The organism is uncultured Polaribacter sp. (assembly GCF_947497125.1).
In the GTDB taxonomy this organism is placed as follows: Bacteria; Bacteroidota; Bacteroidia; order Flavobacteriales; family Flavobacteriaceae; genus Polaribacter.
This window is the reverse complement of sequence record NZ_CANMFI010000003.1, coordinates 297,142-317,960: the sequence shown is the minus strand read 5'-3', so window position 1 is coordinate 317,960 and position 20,819 is coordinate 297,142. Positions and strand designations below refer to the sequence as shown.

General features: G+C 32.3%; 17 protein-coding genes. 7 read left to right on the top strand and 10 right to left on the bottom strand.

Going from position 1 to position 20,819, the window contains the following annotated elements; all coding sequences use genetic code 11:
• The first annotated feature begins 51 nt into the window (after positions 1-51).
• The 5 genes from Q0678_RS06820 (at position 52) to Q0678_RS06800 (ending at position 5,478) form a co-directional block, all read left to right on the top strand.
• Positions 52-2,430 (top strand): TonB-dependent receptor, encoded by a 2,379-nt coding sequence (locus Q0678_RS06820; RefSeq protein WP_299055721.1) that lies wholly within the window; start codon positions 52-54, stop codon positions 2,428-2,430.
• Positions 2,431-2,459: 29 nt separating this feature from the next.
• A complete protein-coding gene (locus Q0678_RS06815; RefSeq protein WP_299055718.1) occupies positions 2,460-3,284 on the top strand; it encodes a DUF4249 family protein in 825 nt (274 codons plus the stop codon).
• Positions 3,285-3,419: 135 nt separating this feature from the next.
• The gene (gene murQ, locus Q0678_RS06810) at positions 3,420-4,232 is read left to right on the top strand and encodes an N-acetylmuramic acid 6-phosphate etherase (protein WP_299055714.1); all 813 of its coding nucleotides are present in this window, start codon (positions 3,420-3,422) and stop codon (positions 4,230-4,232) included.
• Complete coding sequence (locus Q0678_RS06805) at positions 4,229-4,483, top strand: DUF6095 family protein (protein WP_299055711.1); 255 nt, start codon at positions 4,229-4,231, stop codon at positions 4,481-4,483. Before murQ ends, Q0678_RS06805 begins: the two co-directional genes overlap by 4 nt.
• A complete protein-coding gene (locus Q0678_RS06800) occupies positions 4,483-5,478 on the top strand; it encodes a DUF6695 family protein (RefSeq protein WP_299055708.1) in 996 nt (331 codons plus the stop codon). Before Q0678_RS06805 ends, Q0678_RS06800 begins: the two co-directional genes overlap by 1 nt.
• On the opposite strand, the gene Q0678_RS06795 is transcribed toward Q0678_RS06800, so the two are convergent.
• Positions 5,475-5,975 (bottom strand): DinB family protein, encoded by a 501-nt coding sequence (locus Q0678_RS06795; protein WP_299055706.1) that lies wholly within the window; start codon positions 5,973-5,975, stop codon positions 5,475-5,477. The genes Q0678_RS06800 and Q0678_RS06795 overlap by 4 nt on opposite strands.
• Positions 5,976-6,207: 232 nt before the next feature.
• On the opposite strand from Q0678_RS06795, the gene Q0678_RS06790 reads away from it, so the two are divergent.
• Positions 6,208-7,050, top strand: a complete 843-nt coding sequence (locus tag Q0678_RS06790) for a hypothetical protein (RefSeq protein WP_299055704.1) — start codon at positions 6,208-6,210, stop codon at positions 7,048-7,050.
• 60 nt (positions 7,051-7,110) lie between these two features.
• On the opposite strand, the gene ettA is transcribed toward Q0678_RS06790, so the two are convergent.
• From ettA to Q0678_RS06745, 9 genes are all read right to left on the bottom strand, one after another.
• Entirely contained in the window at positions 7,111-8,802 is a 1,692-nt protein-coding gene (gene ettA, locus Q0678_RS06785) for an energy-dependent translational throttle protein EttA (protein WP_299055701.1), read from the bottom strand.
• Positions 8,803-8,878: 76 nt separating this feature from the next.
• Entirely contained in the window at positions 8,879-9,061 is a 183-nt protein-coding gene (locus Q0678_RS06780; protein ID WP_299055816.1) for a CAL67264 family membrane protein, read from the bottom strand.
• 89 nt (positions 9,062-9,150) lie between these two features.
• Positions 9,151-9,714, bottom strand: a complete 564-nt coding sequence (locus Q0678_RS06775) for a hypothetical protein (protein WP_299055698.1) — start codon at positions 9,712-9,714, stop codon at positions 9,151-9,153.
• A 35-nt stretch (positions 9,715-9,749) separates the two neighbouring features.
• Positions 9,750-11,774, bottom strand: a complete 2,025-nt coding sequence (locus tag Q0678_RS06770) for an NADPH-dependent 2,4-dienoyl-CoA reductase (RefSeq protein ID WP_299055695.1) — start codon at positions 11,772-11,774, stop codon at positions 9,750-9,752.
• 121 nt (positions 11,775-11,895) lie between these two features.
• Complete coding sequence (locus tag Q0678_RS06765) at positions 11,896-12,603, bottom strand: pirin family protein (protein ID WP_299055692.1); 708 nt, start codon at positions 12,601-12,603, stop codon at positions 11,896-11,898.
• Positions 12,604-12,712: 109 nt separating this feature from the next.
• A complete protein-coding gene (locus Q0678_RS06760) occupies positions 12,713-13,582 on the bottom strand; it encodes a pirin family protein (protein WP_299055689.1) in 870 nt (289 codons plus the stop codon).
• Positions 13,583-13,587: 5 nt separating this feature from the next.
• A complete protein-coding gene (locus Q0678_RS06755; protein ID WP_299055685.1) occupies positions 13,588-14,025 on the bottom strand; it encodes a MarR family transcriptional regulator in 438 nt (145 codons plus the stop codon).
• A gap of 8 nt (positions 14,026-14,033) precedes the next feature.
• Positions 14,034-14,576: an NADPH-dependent FMN reductase gene (locus Q0678_RS06750; RefSeq protein ID WP_299055682.1), complete on the bottom strand. Its 543-nt coding sequence runs from the start codon at positions 14,574-14,576 to the stop codon at positions 14,034-14,036.
• A gap of 127 nt (positions 14,577-14,703) precedes the next feature.
• A complete protein-coding gene (locus tag Q0678_RS06745; RefSeq protein WP_299055679.1) occupies positions 14,704-15,066 on the bottom strand; it encodes a DoxX family protein in 363 nt (120 codons plus the stop codon).
• Between the two features lie 290 nt (positions 15,067-15,356).
• On the opposite strand from Q0678_RS06745, the gene Q0678_RS06740 reads away from it, so the two are divergent.
• The gene (locus Q0678_RS06740) at positions 15,357-20,765 is read left to right on the top strand and encodes a T9SS type B sorting domain-containing protein (protein WP_299055676.1); all 5,409 of its coding nucleotides are present in this window, start codon (positions 15,357-15,359) and stop codon (positions 20,763-20,765) included.
• Positions 20,766-20,819 lie beyond the last annotated feature (54 nt).

Genomic DNA, 20,819 nt, shown 5'->3' with positions numbered 1-20,819 from the left:
ATAATTCTATTGTACTTTTGTTTCAAATAACACAAAAATAATTAAACAAAAATGCAGCATCCAAAAAGATTCCTATATTTCTTTTTTTTAATTACTATTTCTGCCTTCAGTCAAGAAAAAACTACCATTAGTGGTACAATTTATGACAATTCTAACAATGAAACCTTAATTGGAGTTTCAGTATATTTTCCGGAGTTAAATGCAGGAACCACCACAAATGAATATGGTTTTTACTCTTTAACAATTCCCGAAGGAACGTATAAAATACAGATTAGCTATCTCGGTTTTAATACAATTATAGAAACGATTAGACTTTTAGAAAAAACGACTAAAAACTACAAACTAGATGAAGTTTCAGAGAGTTTAGACGAAATTATTATTGAGAGCAACATAGAAAAACTAAGCATTAAAACGCCACAAATGAGCGTTAACAAATTAACTTCTGCTACCATTAAGCAAATACCCGTAGTTTTAGGTGAAGCAGACATTATAAAATCTTTAATTTTATTACCTGGTGTAACCAGTGCCGGCGAGGGCGCTTCTGGTTTTAATGTAAGAGGTGGTGCTGCAGATCAAAATTTAATCTTATTAGACGAAGCTATTGTTTTTAACTCCTCGCATTTGTTTGGATTTTTCTCTGTTTTTAACCCTGATGTAATTAAAGATGTAAAACTTTACAAAGGTGGAATTCCTGCAAAATATGGCGGTAGACTTTCTTCTGTATTAGATATTTATCAAAAGGAAGGAAATAGTAAAAATTTTAAAGCTACAGGTGGTATTGGTTTAATTTCTTCTAGATTGTTGTTAGAAGGACCTTTAGAGAAAGAAAAAAGCTCTTTTTTAATTGGTGGTAGATCTTCGTATGCACATTTATTCTTACCGCTTTTTAACAATGACAATACTGCATATTTTTACGATTTAAATACGAAAGTAAATTATCGCTTTAACGAAAAAAACAATGTATTCTTTTCGGGTTATTTTGGTAAAGATGTATTTGGTGTAAGTGACAATTTTGTAAACACCTACGGAAATACGGTAGCCAATCTTCGTTGGAATCACCTTTTTACTGATAAATTATTTTCTAATTTATCTTTAATCTATTCTGATTATTTTTATGGATTAACATTAGACTTTGTTGGTTTCGAATGGGATTCTGGCATTACCAACTTTAATTTTAAATACGATTTTAACCATTATGTAAATCAAAACATAAAATTAAGTTATGGTGTAAATAACATCTACACTAAGTTTAATCCTGGAAAAATTATACCGAATAGAGAAGATTCTGGTATTGTTGCAGAAAAACTGATAGACAAATACGCCAATGAATTTGGCGCATACATAGATGCAGAACACAAGCTTAATAATAATTTACGATTGCAATATGGCATGCGTTTTAGCAATTTTACGCGCTTAGGGCAAGACGAATTAAATACTTACCAAAACAACCAAGCAGTTATTTACAACAATCAATTTAAGAAATACGAATCTGCAGTAGCAACCGGAACAGAAAATTACAAAAGAAGCGATGTACTGGCAAGTTTTAACAATTTTGAACCAAGAGTATCTATGTCTTATGTTTTAGATGACCAAAGTTCTATAAAAGCAAGCTACAATAGAATGGTACAATATTTACATTTACTTTCTAATACGGCCTCTCCTACTCCTCTAGATGTTTGGGCACCAAGTGGTAAGTTTATAAAACCACAATTGCTAGACCAATATGCAGTAGGTTATTTTAGGTCTTTTAACGACGGAGATTATACTTTAGAAACAGAAGCTTTTTATAAAGACATTCAAAATAGAATAGATTATATAAACGGTGCAAATTTAGTTGCGAACAACGAAATTGAAACCGTTATTTTAAACGGACAGGCTAGAGCATATGGTTTAGAAGTTTTATTTAAAAAAAATGCAGGTGATTTTCAAGGATGGGTTTCTTACACACTTTCTAGATCTGAACAATTAACACCTGGAAGAACAGATACTGAACCAGGAATTAACAACGGAGAGTGGTACAAAACACCTTTTGATAAAACCCATGATTTCTCTATCAATGCGAGCTACAAACTAAGCAAAAAATGGAAATTTAATGGAAACTTTGTTTTTCAAACAGGGCAACCAACTAATTACCCAGTTGGCCAGTACGAAGTACAAGGCTTAAATGTACCAATTTATAATGACAATAGAAGAAATGCAGATAGATTGCCTAGCTATCATAGATTAGATATTGCCGCAACACTTACCCCAGATAAAAACAAAAATAGACAATGGCAAGGAGAATGGGTTTTTGGTATTTACAATTTATATGGCAGACAAAACGCTGCCTCTTTGGCTTTTAGACAAAACCAAGAAACACGTAGAAATGAAGCTGTACAAACCTCTATTTTTGGTATTGTACCTTCTGTAACGTATAATTTTAATTTCTAAAATTTAAAAAACACATACATACATATCTTATGAAAAATTTAAAAATATTTATCATTGCAACCGCTCTTGCTTTTTTTAGTTGTGAAAAAGTAGTCGATATAGAAGTACCATCTATAGCACCAAAATTAGTAATAGATGCAAATTTTAATGTCTTTTTTGATGAAACTCCTGTAACAGCAAATACAGATATAAAACTTAGCCTGTCTTCAGATTATTTTGATGAAGAAATACCTACTGTTGCAGATGCCACTGTCTTTATTACCAATACAACAGACAATACAGTAATAAACTACAATCATAGTAACAATGGTACTTACAGTGCAATAAACGCTTTTATACCCGAAGACAATGCGTCATATGAATTGACTGTTGTATATAATGGCGAAACCTATAAAGGCAATGCTACCAAAATAAAATCTACACCGTTTATAGATGCTTTTCAGGGTGATGAAACCTTGTTTTCTGGAGAAGAAACCGAAGTAAAAATATCTTTTAACGATGATATAAATGTAGAAAACTATTATTTATTTAATTTTACAAATAACTTATACAGTACCTTAGAAGATCGTTTTTTTAATGGTACAGAATATAATTTTTCTTTCTTTTATGGGGAAGACGATATAGAACTACCTACGAATGCTACGATACAAATGGCGGGTATTTCAAAAGATTATTATACCTATTTTAGAATACTATCTACACAAAGCGGACAAAATGGTGGTGGTCCTTTTGAGGCTGTACCGTCTGCATTACTAGGTAATATTGTTAATACCACAGATGATGCAAATTATCCTCTTGGCTATTTTCATATTTCTGAAACAGATACTTTTAATCTTGATTTAATAGAAAAATAGTTATTTAAAAATTAGGGTTTTGCGTTCGGGATTGAAGCGGCATCCTTTTTTTATTTAAAAAAAGATATAGTGAAAAGCCCTTTAAAACGCCCAAAAAAATAAAGATAGTTCTATATAATTCATTATTTTTGGTTGATGAATTTTATAAAAACTACAGAACAAGATTCTAATTACACGCATCTAGAAAAGATGTCTGCACTAGAATTACTTACCAATATTAACCAAGAAGACCAAACGGTTGCTTTGGCTGTTGAAAAATCTTTGCCACAAATTGAAAAACTTACGGTTGCTATAGTTGCAAAATTAAAAGCTGGTGGAAGACTTTTTTATATTGGAGCTGGAACTTCGGGAAGACTCGGTATTTTAGATGCCTCTGAATGTCCGCCAACCTTTGGCGTACCTCATGATTTAGTGCTAGGTTTAATTGCCGGTGGAGACATTGCGATTAGAAAAGCTGTAGAAAATGCAGAAGATTCATTAGACCAAGGCTGGCAAGATTTAGAGGCTCATGATATCTCTAATAAAGACGTAGTAGTTGGCATTGCAGCCTCTGGCACAACACCTTATGTAATTGCTGCTCTAGAAAAATGCAATGCAAAAAATATTATAACTGGTTGTATTACCTGTAACAAAATGAGTCCTTTGGCAAAGGTTGCTAAATATCCTATAGAAGTTGTGGTTGGCCCTGAGTTTGTTACTGGAAGCTCTAGAATGAAAGCTGGCACTGCACAAAAAATGGTTTTAAATATGCTTTCTACCTCCACCATGATACTATTAGGGAAAGTACAGGGTAATAAAATGGTAGATATGCAGCTCTCTAATGAAAAATTAAAAAAAAGAGCCGAAAAAATGTTAGTTTCTGAACTAAATGTAGACTTAACTATTGCCAAAGAACTTTTAAGCAAATATGGCAATGTAAGAAATGCAATTATAAATTATAAAAAATGAGTACAGACACCAACTTATTAGGCAAAGGATTAAAGCAATTAGGTATTTTAATTTTCTTATTCATACTATCGCCAGTATTACTTACTATTTCTTTTAAAGCTTTAAATAAATTTACTGAAAGCCCAAAAATACTAATAGCCTATGGTTTAATAGTTGTAAGTTTTTTATTAATACTATTTACAATCTACTTTGCTGTTAAGACATTTAAACTGCTTTTAGATGCGTTATTTTTAAACGGAAATGATAAATAATGAACTTTTCTGACGGAATAGTTGTCATACTATCTTACCCAGATACCATTGTAAGACCGGCATATTGGGAGCGTTCTAGTAAAATATGGCCAAAAATTGGTATTGGTAGTAAACACGGTGTACAAGCAGGTCATGCTGCTTTATTGTTGATTAAAAAGAACAACCCAGAAATTTTATATTTTGATTTTGGACGCTATATAACCTCTTACGGTAATGGTAGAGTTCGATCTGCTAAAACAGACCCAGAATTAAAAGTGCCCATCAAAGCAATTTTTAAAAGTGAACAATTAGTAAATATTGAAGAAATTTTACTTTGGATAGAAAATAATCCTAAAAAAACACATGGTGATGGAAGGTTAATTGCTGGTTTTAATGTGAATATAAATTATGCCAATGCTTTAAATTATATAGAATCTATTATAGAAACTAAAGAAATACCCTATGGTGCTTTTGTTAAAAATGGTAGTAATTGTGCGCGGTTTGTTACAGATACTATTATAAATTCTTGCAACAACAAAAAAACAATCTTAAAACTAAAAAGTTCTTACTTATTAACCCCAAGTCCGATTGGTAACGTACTTAAAGGAAGTTCTGAAAAGGAAATTCATCTAGTAGAAAAACAACAAATTAAGAGATATACTAATAAATCTATATTGATAGAGTATAAAAAATGTTTCTTTAACAAATGTGAAACTAACTTAAACTTAATTGGGAGTGAAACCCCAGATTTAGCTGTTTTTAATCTACAAAAAGGTACTTGGTTAGGTGGTATAGGTAGTGGTGCTTGGTTTGGTATTGATACAAATATAACTAAAAATACTTACCGTATAAAACGATATACAAGCGATGGTTTAAATGATTTTGAAGGGGATTTTAGGGTAAATAAAGAAACATTTAACATTAACAAAGAACATATATTTGTATACCCAACAAATTGTATTGAAGCATTTGTTTTGCAAAACAATACAATGTATGCGTTTAAAATTATCGATTAATTCTTATTCGAAAACGTTTTTATTGGTGTCGTCGGATTAAATCCAAAATCTGCATCTGGTAACTGAATATTTAACTGATAGATTAAAAATCCTAAACTAGCATAATGGTGAATGGCATGGGAATGCGCATAGGCCAACACGCTCTCTAAAGTATAATTTACCTCTACAACACCAGAGCCTAAATCATCTTTTACAATCATAATTTTCTGAAAATCATTGGCATCTAACTGCTTTAACTTAGTTATAATTGTATTAAAATAACTTATACCTGCTGCAGTTGTTTGCTCGCACAAAACATTCCTTTTTCTGTCTGTAAAATCTATGTAACCCTCATCTAACCCATTAAAAATAGACGAAAAAGCATCTAAAACATGCCTCATATTACAGCCTATACTAGAAAAATAAGGTGGTATGGTAGTGTTCGAATACTGTTCATCTGAAATAGAATTTAATAATTTAATTCCTCTGTATAAATTTTGCTCAATAGCATTAATCATAAAATATTTTTAATAATTGGTCGTAAAAAATTGGTTCAATTTACAAGTTCTTTTTCATTTATTAAAATTGTAATCAAAAGTTTACAATCATTTAAAAATCAACAATTTAATTCTCACAAACATAAGTAGTTTTAAAGACCTTATTTTTTTTGGCACGTTTCTTGAAATTATGTTGATAAATGCGGAAGCCGAAAAGTAATTAGAGTAGGCGAAATCCTTAAACCACAATATCATGAAAAAAGGTGTATTTATTTTATTTGCAATGTTAATTTCATTTGCTACAAGTAATGCTAAAGAAAATAACACATTATTAAACAACTCTTACACAAACTATTCTTATAACAATGCTGTTAATTTTGAAGAACGTGGAATTGAATATTTTGTTTTTACAAACGGAGAATTTGATTTTAATAGTAACTATAGCAACATTCGTATTACAAGAAATTATAAAGGTCTAATTACAAGAATTGGAAACTCGTTTATAAATTATGACCGATTTGATAATGTAACTAGAATTGGAAACGTATTTATGAACTACCATAGAGGTCGTTTAACAAATGTTGGTCAATTAAGAGTTCGTTATAATCTGTGGGGAAATCCTACTTTTTACGGATCTGTAAAAAACAATTATTTTAATTATAATGGTTTGCAAATTAACTTGAATGTTGGCACTATTTTTAATTATAACGATGCCTACTTTTATAGAAATGATTTTAGAAGAAACTATACTCAAATTAGAGAAGATGCTAATTACTATTACTACAGAGCAAACACAAAAGCAAACTCTAACAATCATAGAAATGACATTGTTAGAAGAAGAAAACAAGTTCAATCAAACAGAAATAAAACGTATAGAAAACCAACATCTTTAAATTCAAAAAAAACCATTAATAATGGAGTTCGTAAAAATTCTTATGAAAAAACCTGGCCTTACAAGGCAACCAAAAAAAGAATACAACCAGAAAACAAGAAAAAGAATATGGCTGTTTCTAAAGAAAAAAGTAAAACAAATAAAGTTGAACGCGCAACAAACAAAAGAACAGCATCAGAAAGTACAAGAAGAAGGAGTAAGTAAACTAAAAAGCCTCATTTCTTAATTGAAATGAGGCTTTTTTTTGTTTTGATAATAATACAATTATCTAATTAACTTTTTATATTTAATTCGTTTTGGCATTAAATCTCCACCCAAACGTTTTTTCTTATTTTCTTCGTAATCAGAAAAAGATCCTTCAAAGAAATAAACTTCACTATTTCCTTCAAAGGCTAAAATATGTGTACAAACTCTATCTAAAAACCATCTATCGTGACTAATTACTACAGCACAACCCGCAAAGTTTTCTAACCCTTCTTCTAGAGCTCTTAGTGTGTTAACATCTAAATCATTAGTTGGCTCATCTAATAAAAGTACGTTTCCTTCTTCTTTTAATGTCATTGCCAAATGCAAACGGTTTCTTTCTCCACCAGAAAGGGTATTTACTTTTTTATTTTGTTCGCTTCCAGAGAAATTAAATCGACTTAAATAAGCACGAGAGTTTACTTGTTTCCCTCCCATCATTACTAAATCTTGACCATCAGAAAAGTTTTCCCATATAGTTTTTTCTGGATCAATATTAGAGTGAGACTGATCTACGTAGGCTATCTGAGCTGTTTCACCAACATTAAAACTACCCGCATCTGGCTTTTCTTCGCCCATTATCATTTTAAAAATAGTAGTTTTACCAGCACCGTTTGGACCAATAATTCCCACAATACCAGCCTGTGGTAAATTAAAAGCTAGATTTTCATACAATAATTTATCATCAAAAGCTTTAGAAACGCCACTAGCTTCAATAACATTGGTTCCTAATCTTGGACCATTCGGAATGTATATTTCTAATTTTTCGTCAACCTGTTTTTGGTCCTGACTCATTAACTTATCGTAATTCTTTAAACGCGCTTTTTGTTTGGTTTGACGACCTTTTGCTCCTTGTCTTACCCAATCTAACTCTCGTTCTAAAGTTTTTTGTCTTTTAGAAGCCGTTTTGCTTTCTTGTGCCATTCTGTTAGATTTCTGATCTAACCAAGAAGAATAATTTCCTTTCCAAGGAATGCCTTCTCCTCTGTCTAACTCTAAAATCCAGCCAGCAACATTGTCTAAGAAATATCTATCATGCGTTACCGCAATTACAGTTCCTTTATATTGTGCCAAATGATGCTCTAACCAATGTACAGATTCTGCATCTAAATGGTTGGTAGGTTCATCTAACAACAAAATTTCTGGTTCTTGTAATAACAATCTACAAAGGGCAACTCTTCTTTTTTCACCACCAGAAAGCACACCAACCTTTTTGTCTGAGTCTGGTGTACGCAATGCATCCATTGCAATTTCTAATTTTGTATCTAATTCCCAGGCATTAGCAGCATCAATTTTATCTTGTAAATCAGCTTGCTGTGCCATTAATTTCTCCATCTTATCAGCATCAGAATATACTTCTTCTAGGCCGAACATGTCGTTTATTTTATTGTATTCGTCTAAGATAGCAACAGTTTCTGCAACACCTTCTTTTACAATTTCTAAAACTGTTTTTTCTGGATCTAATTGAGGCTCTTGCTCTAAATAACCTACTTTATAACCAGGTGAAAAAGTAACATCTCCTTGGTAGTTTTTTTCTACACCAGCAATAATTTTTAGCAAGGTAGATTTACCAGATCCATTCAATCCTAAAATACCAATTTTAGCTCCGTAAAAGAAACTTAAATAGATATCCTTTAACACTTGTTTGCCTGTAGATTGATAAGTTTTAGACAACTTATTCATCGAAAAGATTACTTTCTTATCGTCGCTCATTGTATGTATTTTATTTAAAAATTTATTTTTGTTGAAGTAATTTTTCTTCTAAAAGAAAAAAAATATAAATATGGACTTATACTCTACCTTTTAAGGCGTTAAAAACCCATGCAATTGCAAAAAAACCAATACCAACAGAAGCAAAACCCCAACCTGCAACTTCATTATACCTAAAAGCACCTAATGCAATTAAAGTAAAACCTACAAATATCATTATAAATGTAGCCCAAGTAAGTACTGTATTTTTATTCATTCCCATAATTAGTGTGTAGTTTGTAAAAGGCAAATATCGTTAATTTATCTGCGTTTGCAAAACTATTTTATAACATCAGCAACATAAAAAAGGGTTTAAAAACCTCTTCCTCCCATTCCTCTGCCTCCCATTCCTCCTCTTTGGTTATTCATGTTAGAAGGTGGCGCAGCATTATTTCTACTTTTAGGTCTTTCGGGTAGTAGTTTTCTTTTTTCTAATTTTTGATATTTCAACCATTTTTTAAACTGTTTCTTAGACAAAAATGTGTTTAAGCTATCGTTTAATGTTGTTTCATAAACGGCAATACTATCTCTTAGCGGAAGAATTAAAGTTTCTACTTGTTTCTGCACACGCTCTGCCAAATCTCTATTGTTAAATAATTGTTTACCCAATGTGTTAATTGTGTGCTCTAAATCTGTAAGTTCTGGTGTATTTAAAAAAGATATTATTTTAACTTTAGAGTTGTAATCTCTTAATACCTTTAAAGTTTTATTTTCTATGGCTTCTTTTTTAATCTTTATACTTTCCGGTACTTCAGATAAATTATAGTAAAATATATTGGCTGCATTTTTAGCATTATATTTAGGCATTTTAGGAGCTTCTTGCGCATTCAAATTAGCAATCCAAAAAAACACAAACAATAGGGTATAATTTTTCATCTTAAAAATTTTGAAATACAAAAATAAGGAAACTATTACAATTCTGCTGCCAATCTTGCCCCTTGATTAATGGCTCTCTTTGCATCTAATTCTCCAGCAAAGTCTGCACCACCAATTACATGTACCTTTTTTCCTAAATCTAGTAAAGGTTGGTATAATTCTTTAAACGGAGTTTGTCCGGCACAGATAACAATATTGTCAACTTTTAAAACTTTAGGCTCTTCATTCTGAATGTAATGCAAGCCTTCATCATCTATCTTTGTGTAAGAAACTTCACTTATAAATTGCACTTTTTTCTTTTTCAAAGCAGCTCTATGAATCCAACCAGTAGTTTTACCCAATTTACCACCAAATTTACCTTTGCTTCTTTTAAACATAAAAATCTCTCTAGGCGATGCATGAAACTCAGGTTTAACACCTTCTATTCCACTTCTAGCTTGCATAGATTTGTCTATACCCCATTCTTTTAACCAAGCATTAATATGCAATGAAGATGATGCTCCTTCATGAGATAAATATTCTGAAACATCAAAACCAATTCCGCCTGCACCAATAACTGCCACTCGTTTTCCTACCGGCTTTTGATGCTTTAAAACGTCAATATAACTCAATACTTTTTTATGGTTAATTCCTGTTATCTTAAGCTCACGCGGTTTTATTCCGGTAGCAATTACAATTTCATCAAAATCAGATGCTTGCAAATCATTTACAGAAACCAATGTGTTCAGTTTTAAAGTTACTTGATGCAGCTCAATTTGTTTCTTAAAATAACGTAAGGTTTCATAAAACTCTTCTTTACCAGGTATTTGTTTCGCCATGTTAAATTGACCACCTATTTCTGAAGCCGCATCAAACAAGGTTACAAAATGCCCTCTTTGGGCTGCTATAGTTGCTGCAGCCAAACCAGCGGGACCTGCACCAACGACAGCTATTTTCTTTTGATTCTTTGTTGGCGTATAATTTAATTCCGTTTCATGGCAAGCTCTCGGATTTACCAAACAACTGGCAACTTTTTGCTGAAAAACATGATCTAAACAAGCCTGATTACATCCAATACAAGTATTAATTTCATCACTTTTATCTTCAGATGCCTTCTGTACCCAATTAGGATCCGCCAAAAACGGACGTGCCATAGAAATCATATCTGCATCTCCGGCTGCCAAAATTTTCTCTGCAGTCTCTGGCATGTTTATTCGGTTAGATGTAATTAACGGAATAGACACCTCTTCTTTCATTTTTTTTGTTACCCAAGTAAAAGCGGCCCTTGGCACAGAGGTTGCAATAGTTGGTATTCTAGCTTCATGCCAACCAATACCTGTATTTATAATTGTAGCGCCGGCTTTTTCGATTGCTTTCCCTAATTGTACAACTTCTTCCCAAGAACTTCCATTTTCTACCAAATCTAACATAGAAAGTCTGTATATAATTATAAAGTTTGTACCAACTGCTTGCCTTATTTGCTGAACAATCTCTATAGGCAATCGCATTCTATTTTCATATGTTGCTCCCCAAGCATCATTTCTTTTATTGGTTTTCTTTGCAATAAATTGATTGATTAAATAACCTTCAGAACCCATAATTTCTACACCATCATAACCAGCTTCTTTAGATAATTTTGCACTGTTTACAAAATCTCTAATGGTTCTTTGTATGCCCGATTCTTTTAATTTAAAAGGAGTAAACCTGTTAATTGGTGCTTTTATTTTAGAAGGTGCAACATTAAAAGGATGGTAACCATAACGACCCGCATGCAAAATTTGCATACAAATTTTACCACCTTCTTTATGCACAGCATTGGTTATTATTGAGTGTTCTTTTACATGTTTTTTAGAAGACATTCTTGCAGAAAACGGTGCAGTCCATCCTTGTCTATTTGGCGCAATACCACCAGTAACAATTAAACCAATACCTCCTTTTGCTCTCTCTGCATAATAGGCTGCAATTCTATGGATGCCGTTTTTTTCTTCTTCTAAACCAGTATGCATAGAACCCATTAAAATTCGGTTTTTTAAGGTAGTAAACCCTAAATCTAATGGCTCAAAAATGTGCTTATATTTCATAACATTAAAATTTAATTTATTATGCATGCATAATACTTTGCAAGATATGTTTATTTTTTTAAACTAAAAAGCCAAAGAAATTACTTCTTTGGCTTTTTAATTCATGGAAATAGTGGGTTACTTATGACATCGGAACATCAATAATTAATAATTTACTATTTGTTTCTGCTTCTAAAGTTATATTTTTCACATCTTCTAAACCTATTGCATCTCTTTTTTCTAACTTTTCTCCTGCAATAGTTACTGAGCCGTCAATTAAAAAAAAGTAAGCTCCATTTTTCAGATTATAATCTATTGTAAAACCCGCGTCTAAATCAATCATAGAAATATAGCCTTGTTGGTGTATTGGCAAACTACCTGCAACCAATTTATCTTTAGGAGAAACTACTACCTGAAATTTATTTTTTCTTTCTGAAGCATCAAACTTTTTTTGATTGTAATAAGGTGTTACTTCTGTTTGTTCTGGAAGTACCCAAAGTTGTAAAAAGTTAACCTCATCGGTTTTACTATCATTAAATTCTGAATGTGTTAAACCAGTTCCTGCACTCATTACTTGCACCTCTCCTACCTCAATCGCTCGCTTATTATCCATACTATCTTTGTGAGAAAGTGCTCCTGAAATTGGAATCGAAATAATTTCCATGTTTTTATGTGGATGGGTACCAAAACCCATTTTAGGCTGCACAACATCATCATTTAAAACTCGTAACATTCCAAAATTCATTCTTTCTGAGTTTTGATAACTTGCAAAACTAAATGTATGGTACGATTTTAACCAACCATGATTGGCATATCCTCTACTTGCTGCTTTGTGAATTGTTTTTTTCATAATAAATTTGTTTGTTACCCTTACTTGTTTTAGCGTGGTTTATTTTTTTTGATTAGATAATTTAACGACTTTATTCAAAATAACAATCTGGTAAATTTTAAAACTTAAATTAATACAAATACCCCATTTTTCCTTGCTGAAAATCTCGCATTGCCTCCAAAATTTCAGTTTGTGTATTCATTACATAAGGGCCGTATTGTGTAACCTTTTCTTTAATAGGTTGGCCAGATACTATTAAAATTGTGCTCTTTTCTTTTGCTTTTAAAGTAATAGTATTTCCGTCTTGATTAAAAACAACCATTTGATCTGCTCCTTTTTCTAACACTTCTGTACCATTTACCACAATAGCTCCTTCTAACAAATAGAGTAACGATTGATGCGTTTCTGGAAGTTCAACTTTCATTTCGCCATCTTTATCTGCATAAACCGTAAAAACATTGACCGAAGTTTGTGTGGTTATTGGCCCTTGTTTTTCTTGTTGATTTCCTGCAATGATGTGTAACTCAACTTTACTGTCTTCAGAAGAAACCCTCGGAATATTTGCTGCTTCTAAATGCTGATACTTGGGTGTCATCATTTTATGCTTAGCAGGTAAATTCAGCCATAGTTGTATGCCCTCTAAATCGCCTCCTTTTTTTACAAACTCTTTTGTAGGTGCTTCTGCATGTATAATTCCTCTACCAGCAGTTGTCCATTGTACATCACCTGCTTTAACTACCATCTCATTTCCAAGAGAATCTCTATGCAACTGTTCTCCTTTAAAAAGCAACGTTATAGGTTCGAAACCTCTATGCGGATGTGCTCCTAAATCGAACGGATTGTTAAATTCGGAAATTGCATACGGACCATAATGATGTAAAAGCAAAAAAGGATCTACATTTTCTACACCCTCTGATGGTAGTGGCTGACGCAATTTTATAGCGCCCATATTTACAAACGGACTGGCTACTTTATGTTGTATTGTTTTTAGTTGTTTCATACGAACTATCTTATTTTATCTAAAATATCACTCAATACAATTGCTTCATTTTCAGATAAATTATTTAAAAATGATAAATTATTATTATCATCAATCTTATTTAAAAGCATTAGACCTTCTTCGGTTATTTTAACAAACACAACTCTTCTATCGTGCTCACAACGAGATCTTTCTATAAAATTCTTATCACATAGCTTGTCCATTAAACGCGTGGCATTAGGTGCACGTTCAATCATTCTATCTTTAACAAGTTGTACTTTTATAGCTTCTTTTGCACCTCTTAAAATTCTTAAAATATTAAACTGCTGTGGAGAAATACCATAAGGTTTAAAAAAATCATTTTCTTTACTATTTAACCAATTTGCAGTATATTTTATGTTTATCAGTGCTTTTACTTTGTTATTGATAAAATTAGAATTAATATCTTTAGAAATATCGCCCATGTTTTGAGTTATTTTATATTGTTAACTTTATTTTCAAAAAGTTGAACTTTGGTTTTAAAATCAAATAATAAATCTTGATTTATAATTTTAAACTCCTTAAAATTGTCATAAAAATTTGGGAAAGAAAAAGTAGTTATACTAGTTGCTCCTTGCCTAGGAAATCTTTGTGAGGCTGCTTCTAATACAAATTTACCACCCATTCCACCAGGACTAGCAGCCATTAATAAAAGTGGTTTATCTCTAAACACTTTTACATTTAAACGAGAAACCCAATCGAAAATATTTTTAAAAGCAGCCGTATATGTGCCGTTGTGCTCTGCTAGTGAAACTATAAAACCATCATAAGTATCTAAAGAGTTCGAAAACTGAAGAATATCTTCTGGAAAACCATTCTCCTTTTCTTCATCTTCACTATAGATTGGAAGTGTAAGGTCTTTTAAATCTATGATATCAAAAGTTGTTTGTTGCAAACTTTTAGCTGCAAAAGATGCCAATTGTTTGTTTATGGAAGTAGAACTTGTGCTTCCTGCAAATGCTAATATTTTTTTCATTTTGTGTTTATTAAAGTTTGTAAAATTACTTTTTAAGTGAGTTAAAAAGAATTAGTAGATGTTATTATCAATTTTTAACAACATTAAAAATTAGTATTAATTGATAAAAGGTACGAAACTAATCGAACTAGTTAGTTTTTATTTTTTTACTATAAAAATAAGAAACCAACACTAAAACTATTGCAATTACAGCTCCTATATGCTCTCCATCAGAAATCATGTAATGTGCAAAAAAGGCTAAAACAAAATTGAAAAAGAAACCAGCGTATGCCCATTCTTTTAAAGATCTATTAGAAATAAACCAAATGGTTACAAGCCCTGCTATTTTTAAAAATGCTAAAGGGTAAATTAAATAGGTAGGAAATCCGAAACTTATAAATCCTTTGGTAATTTCTGCATTGTTAAAAAGATACATGCCCACAGAAAAAAACATTAACAAGGTTAACAAACTGGTAGCGATGTAATAAATTATTTTATTTGTTTTCATCATATTTTATTTAAATTGAATACAAAATTACAAAATATTTATTTATTTTCCAAGGAAAATATTTCTATGGAATATGGTACCTATCAAAAATAAAATAATTGTTTGTCATAAAGAATCGGTAATAAATTAAAAAATAATTAATTTGTTAGAATTTCTTTGGTATTTTTAGCAATAAATTTTCTAATTAGGATTCTCCAATGTTTAAAAATATAATAATATTTAACAAACTCTTTTTTTTAGTGTGTTTGCTGTGTATACAAAATATAGCGGCTCAATTGAGCAAAAAACACTTCTTGCCTCCCCTAACTTATGCAGAAAATGGGAATGCGAATCCAGAAAATCAATATCTTTATATCTCTACACCCAGCAGCAGTAACATATCGTATACTATTAAACAAATTGGCAATCCTACCAATATTTCTGGAGTAGTTTCTAGCACTTCACCTCAAGAAATATTTATAGGAACTGGCGATAGTCAGTTATTTGTTGCTGCTACAACAACAAGTACAATACACAATGACAAAGGATTTATCATAGAAGCAGATAGCCCAATCTATGTATCTGTAAGAGTACTTGCCGGCGGAAACGGCAGTGGAGACAGCCCACAAGCTGGTGCACTGGTTAGCAAAGGAAGCTCTGGTTTAGGAAAAGTCTTTAGAGCAGGTATGTTTACCAATGAAAACCCGCAAAGTAATTATTTAAATTTTATTGCTGTAATGGCAACAGAAAACAATACAATTGTAAATTTTGACAACTTACCTGCAGGCATCAGTCTAAAAAATTATACAGGAAGTTTTCCGATCTCTCCCGTTCTATTAAATGAAGGAGAAAGCTATCTACTTGCAACAAATGCTGAAGAAAACGCGATTAATAGAGATGGCTTAATTGGAACTTTAATAACCTCAGACAAACCAATTGTTGTAAATGTAGGCTCTGCCAATGGTAGTTTTCATAATGGTGGTGGTAGAGATTATGGAATAGATCAAATAGTAGGTTTGGATAAAATTGGTAGTGAATATATTTTTGTAAAAGGAGATGGAGAAAACGGTTGGGAAAATGTTTTACTAGTTGCACATGAAAACAATACAACTGTAAATATTAATGGAAACGGAGTTACAAATACGATTAATGCAGGTGAATACCTTTTGATAGAAGGAAATGCTTTTAATACAAATGGAAATATGTTTGTAGAAACGTCTAAACCTGTTTTTGCATACCAAGGTATTGGTGCAACCACCAGTGAAGCAAATCAGGGTCTGTTTTTTGTACCGCCGCTAAGTTGCGAAAATAGAGGTAAAGTAGACAATATTCCTACTATAGAAAGCATAGGAAATGTTGTTTTTAGTGGTGGCGTTACCATTGTTACCAATACAGGTGCGGCAGTAACTGTTAATTCGCAACCTATCGCAAACTTTAACACTTTAGGGCCTTTTTCTGTAGATGGAAATACGAATTATGTAACGTATAAAATCACAAACTTAATAGGAAATATTTCTATAGAAAGTAGTGAAGAACTGTATTGTGCTTATTTTAATCAAAACAACGCCGCTAGTTCTGGTAGTTTTTATTCAGGCTTTCCCTCTGCACCAGAAATTAATTTTAATGCATCGGTAAGTACTTTAGGAAATTGCTTACCAAATGTTACACTAGAAGCGGCAAATACAGATTTATTTGATTCTTTTGAATGGTTTTTTGACGCGGGCTCTGGAGCTGGATTTGTACCAACAGGAATTTTAACTCCTACTTTTAAACCTACTCTACCTGGTAATTACCAGCTAAAAGCAACTATTAACTGTACCAACTCTAATTTTAATTCAGTAATTGTGCCTGTAAGTATTTGTCCTGATGATTTTGATGGAGATTTAATTATCGATAATTTAGACATCGACCTAGATAATGATGGTATTTTAAATTGTGAGGAATCTATAGGTGATGCTACTTTAAATTTTGCTAACACGAATACTCCTAGCATCATTTTTAATGACGGTAGCACTACAAATAGTATTGTAACTTCTAACTACACCACTACTATTGCTTCAAATTCTATTACTGGAACTAACAACGGAAACTTCACAAGTACAATTACTCCAGGTAAAGACTCTAAATTAAACTACAAATTAAATTTCACACAACCCATCAATTTTAAATTTATTCAAAACGAAACCACAGACCATAGTATTTCTGAAGGTGAGTTTTTTATCATTAAAATTGGTCCTAACAACAAAAATGTAACGTTGTTAGATCCAGACGACCAACTTTTAATTGATACTAATTTTGATGACATTTATGAGAGCGGAATTACACAAATATCCTCTTCAGAAATAAAATTCAAATACAAAAACAACCTGAATGGTGCAGATGCTACTTTTCAATTTGTAGCAAATCAAGTAACTCAATTAGATTTTAAACACCAATCTTCTGGTCTTACAACCAACTCAATTTTTAATGGATCGCTACAACTAACTTGTTTTTCTTTAGATTCTGATGCAGATGGAATCGAAAACATGTTTGATCTAGATTCTGATAATGATGGCATACCAGACATTATAGAAGCATTTGGGCAAGAAATTACTGTTAGCGGAATAGACAGCAATCTAGACGGTTTAGATGATGTTTTTTCATCGAACATGAATCTAGATATTGATGGTGATGGGGTTAAAAACTATATAGATTTAGACAGTGATAATGATGGCATTTTTGATACAACAGAAGCGGGACATAATTTAGATTTAAATCTAGATGGTATTATAGACAATGCAAATGCTTTAATAGGTAGTAATGGTTTGGTAGATACTTTAGAAACTATTCCAGATGCCAAAATACTCTCTTTAAACTATACAATAGCAAACACAGATAACGATTTAGATTTTAACTTTACAGAAATAGATTCTGACAATGACAATTGTTTTGATGTTAATGAGGCAGGTTTTACAGATCTAAATAGAGATGGAATTCTAGACACCAACCCTTTCGCAATAGATGCAACTGGAAAATTAATAAACAACTCAGACGGATATACCAACCCGAACGCAAATTATACAATTGCTGCACCTATAATTATAACAACTCCTTTTACAGATGTTATTTTTTGTGAAAGTGAAACCAACACCATTTCTATAGCAACCACTGCAGATGGTTTTCAATGGGAAGTTTCTACAGATAACGGAACCTCATTTACTACAATTACAAATAACGCAGTATATTCTGGAGCAACTACAAAAGAGTTACAGATTAGCAATACAACTTTAAGTTATCACAACAACCAATACAGAGTTTTGTTAACTAGAACTGGCAACAGTTGTAGTTTCACTTCTAATGAAATAACACTAACTGTTAACCCTTTACCTACAATAGTACCAAGCCCAACTTTATATCATTGTATCGCTGCTGGTACTTCTAATCCAACAGTTAATTTAACCTTGGCAGAAGGTAGTATTTCTAGTACTCCTAATGTTACATTTCTGTACTTTACAGATGCACTCGCAACCAATCAAATTACAGACCCAACTGCTTATCCTGTGCAACCCAATCTTATACAGTCTGTTTTTGTAAAAGTTGTTACAGACCAAAATTGTTCTAGAGATGTGGTAGAACTTCTAATTAATGTCGGAGAAACTCCAGACAATGCTTATGCAGATTTGCAACCTCCTGTTTGTGACGATTTTTTAGATGCTAATGGTAACAATACTCTGGGTAGTAATAGCGATACTGATGGTATTGCTAATTTTAATTTGGATAAAAACAGCATCATCAATAGCATCAATCCACCACCAAATACAAAAGTTCTTTTTTATGAAAGTGCTACAGATAGAAACAACACCTTAAACGATATTGATATTACAAACTACAGAAACGATCTCTCTAAAATTGATATTTCAACCAATGCCAACGGAATTCAGTTTCCTATTTACTATAAAATTCTTAGTACAGTAAACAACAACTGTCAAGGTTTGGGGCAGTTTTATGTGCAAGTAAACTCAGTGCCAACAGCTACTCTAGTTCCTGATTTAGAATTGTGTGATGATGTTCTAGACGGAAACAATACCAATGGCACTGTGCAGGGCTTCGATTTAGAGTCGCAAACTCCTTTTATTCTTGGCCCCAATCAATCTGCTGCAAATTTTACAGTAACCTATCATATTTCTGCTACAGATGCAAATACCGCAAACGCAGCCTTACCATCTCCTTTTACCAATACTGTAGCCAATACTCAAGAAATATTTGTAAGAGTTACAAATAATGCAACAGGATGTTTTACAGACCATACTTCTTTCAACTTGATTGTAAATCCAGTGCCAATTGCTAATTTTGTATCAGACTTAGAGGTTTGTGATGACAATTCTGACGGCTCAGCTAGAAATGGTTTTTCACAGACAATCGACTTAGAATCGCAAACAGCCACCATACTAGGAACCCAAGACCCAACTTCCTATACTGTTTCTTATCATAGAAGTTTAGCAGATGCGCAAAATGGAAATATTCCCTTAAGTTCGCCTTATTCTAATTTAACTCCCAATAGAGAAACTATTTTTGTGCGCATTGTTAACACTGCAACTGGTTGTGCAAATAACATTTCTAATTTTGATGTTCTTATCAATTCAGAACCTATTTTTGTGCCTGTTTCCAATCTTTCCTATTGTGATGATGACTTAGATGGAGACGATACCAATGGCATCATTCAAAACATCGATTTAGACAGTCAGATTCCGTCTCTTTTAGGAGCAACTCAAGATCCTGATGATTTCATAGTAACTTTTCATACTTCTAAAGCAGATGCAAGTATTGGTAATGCAGCTATTGCTTCTCCATACACCAATACAAATACTACAGAAACATTTTTTGTACGCATACAAAACAAAGCAACGGCTTGTGTAAATGATGATGCTTCTTTTCAGGTACTTGTCAATTCACTTCCTAATTTTTATACCACATCGCCACAAATTGTCTGTTTAAACAATACACCTTTAACAATTGCTGCAGAGAGTCCTGCTGAAATTTATAGTTACCAATGGACCGATGCTGCTGGAAACCTAATTAGTACTGCACAAGATGCTGCTATTTTTGTAGGTGGAAGCTATACTGTTACAGCAACCACTACAAATGGTACCAATTGCAGTAGAAGTGAAACCATTGTGGTAGAAGAATCCAACCCAGCTATTTTACAACAAGATTTTGTAACTATTGTAGACGATGGAAATGCGATTGGAGCAACAGACAAAATCTCTATCTCTATAGATACAATTCAAAATAATATAGGCATCGGAGACTATCAGTTTGCACTTCAAAATGATGATACAAATACCACAACAGCTTTTCAAGATGCACCTATTTTTGACAATTTAGAAGGTGGTATTTACACCATTATCGTAAATGATAAAAACGGATGTGCTCCAGACACAACCTTGCAAGTTTCTGTTATTCAATTCCCAAAGTTCTTTACCCCAAACGCAGATGGGGTAAATGATACTTGGATCGTAAAAGGCGCTAACAAAACTTTTTACCCAAATACCAGCATACATATCTTTAATAGATTTGGAAAGCTAGTCGCACAAATACCTGTAGATGCAAATGGATGGAACGGAACCTACAACGGAAAAATGCTGCCTTCTGATGATTATTGGTTCAACATAACACTTATTCCTGCAGATACAAACAAACAAATCATCCGAAAAAAAGGACACTTCTCGCTGATAAGGAGGTAGTTAAAAATTTACAAATATTTATAAAACTCTATAAATTGTATCAAAGAAAATAAC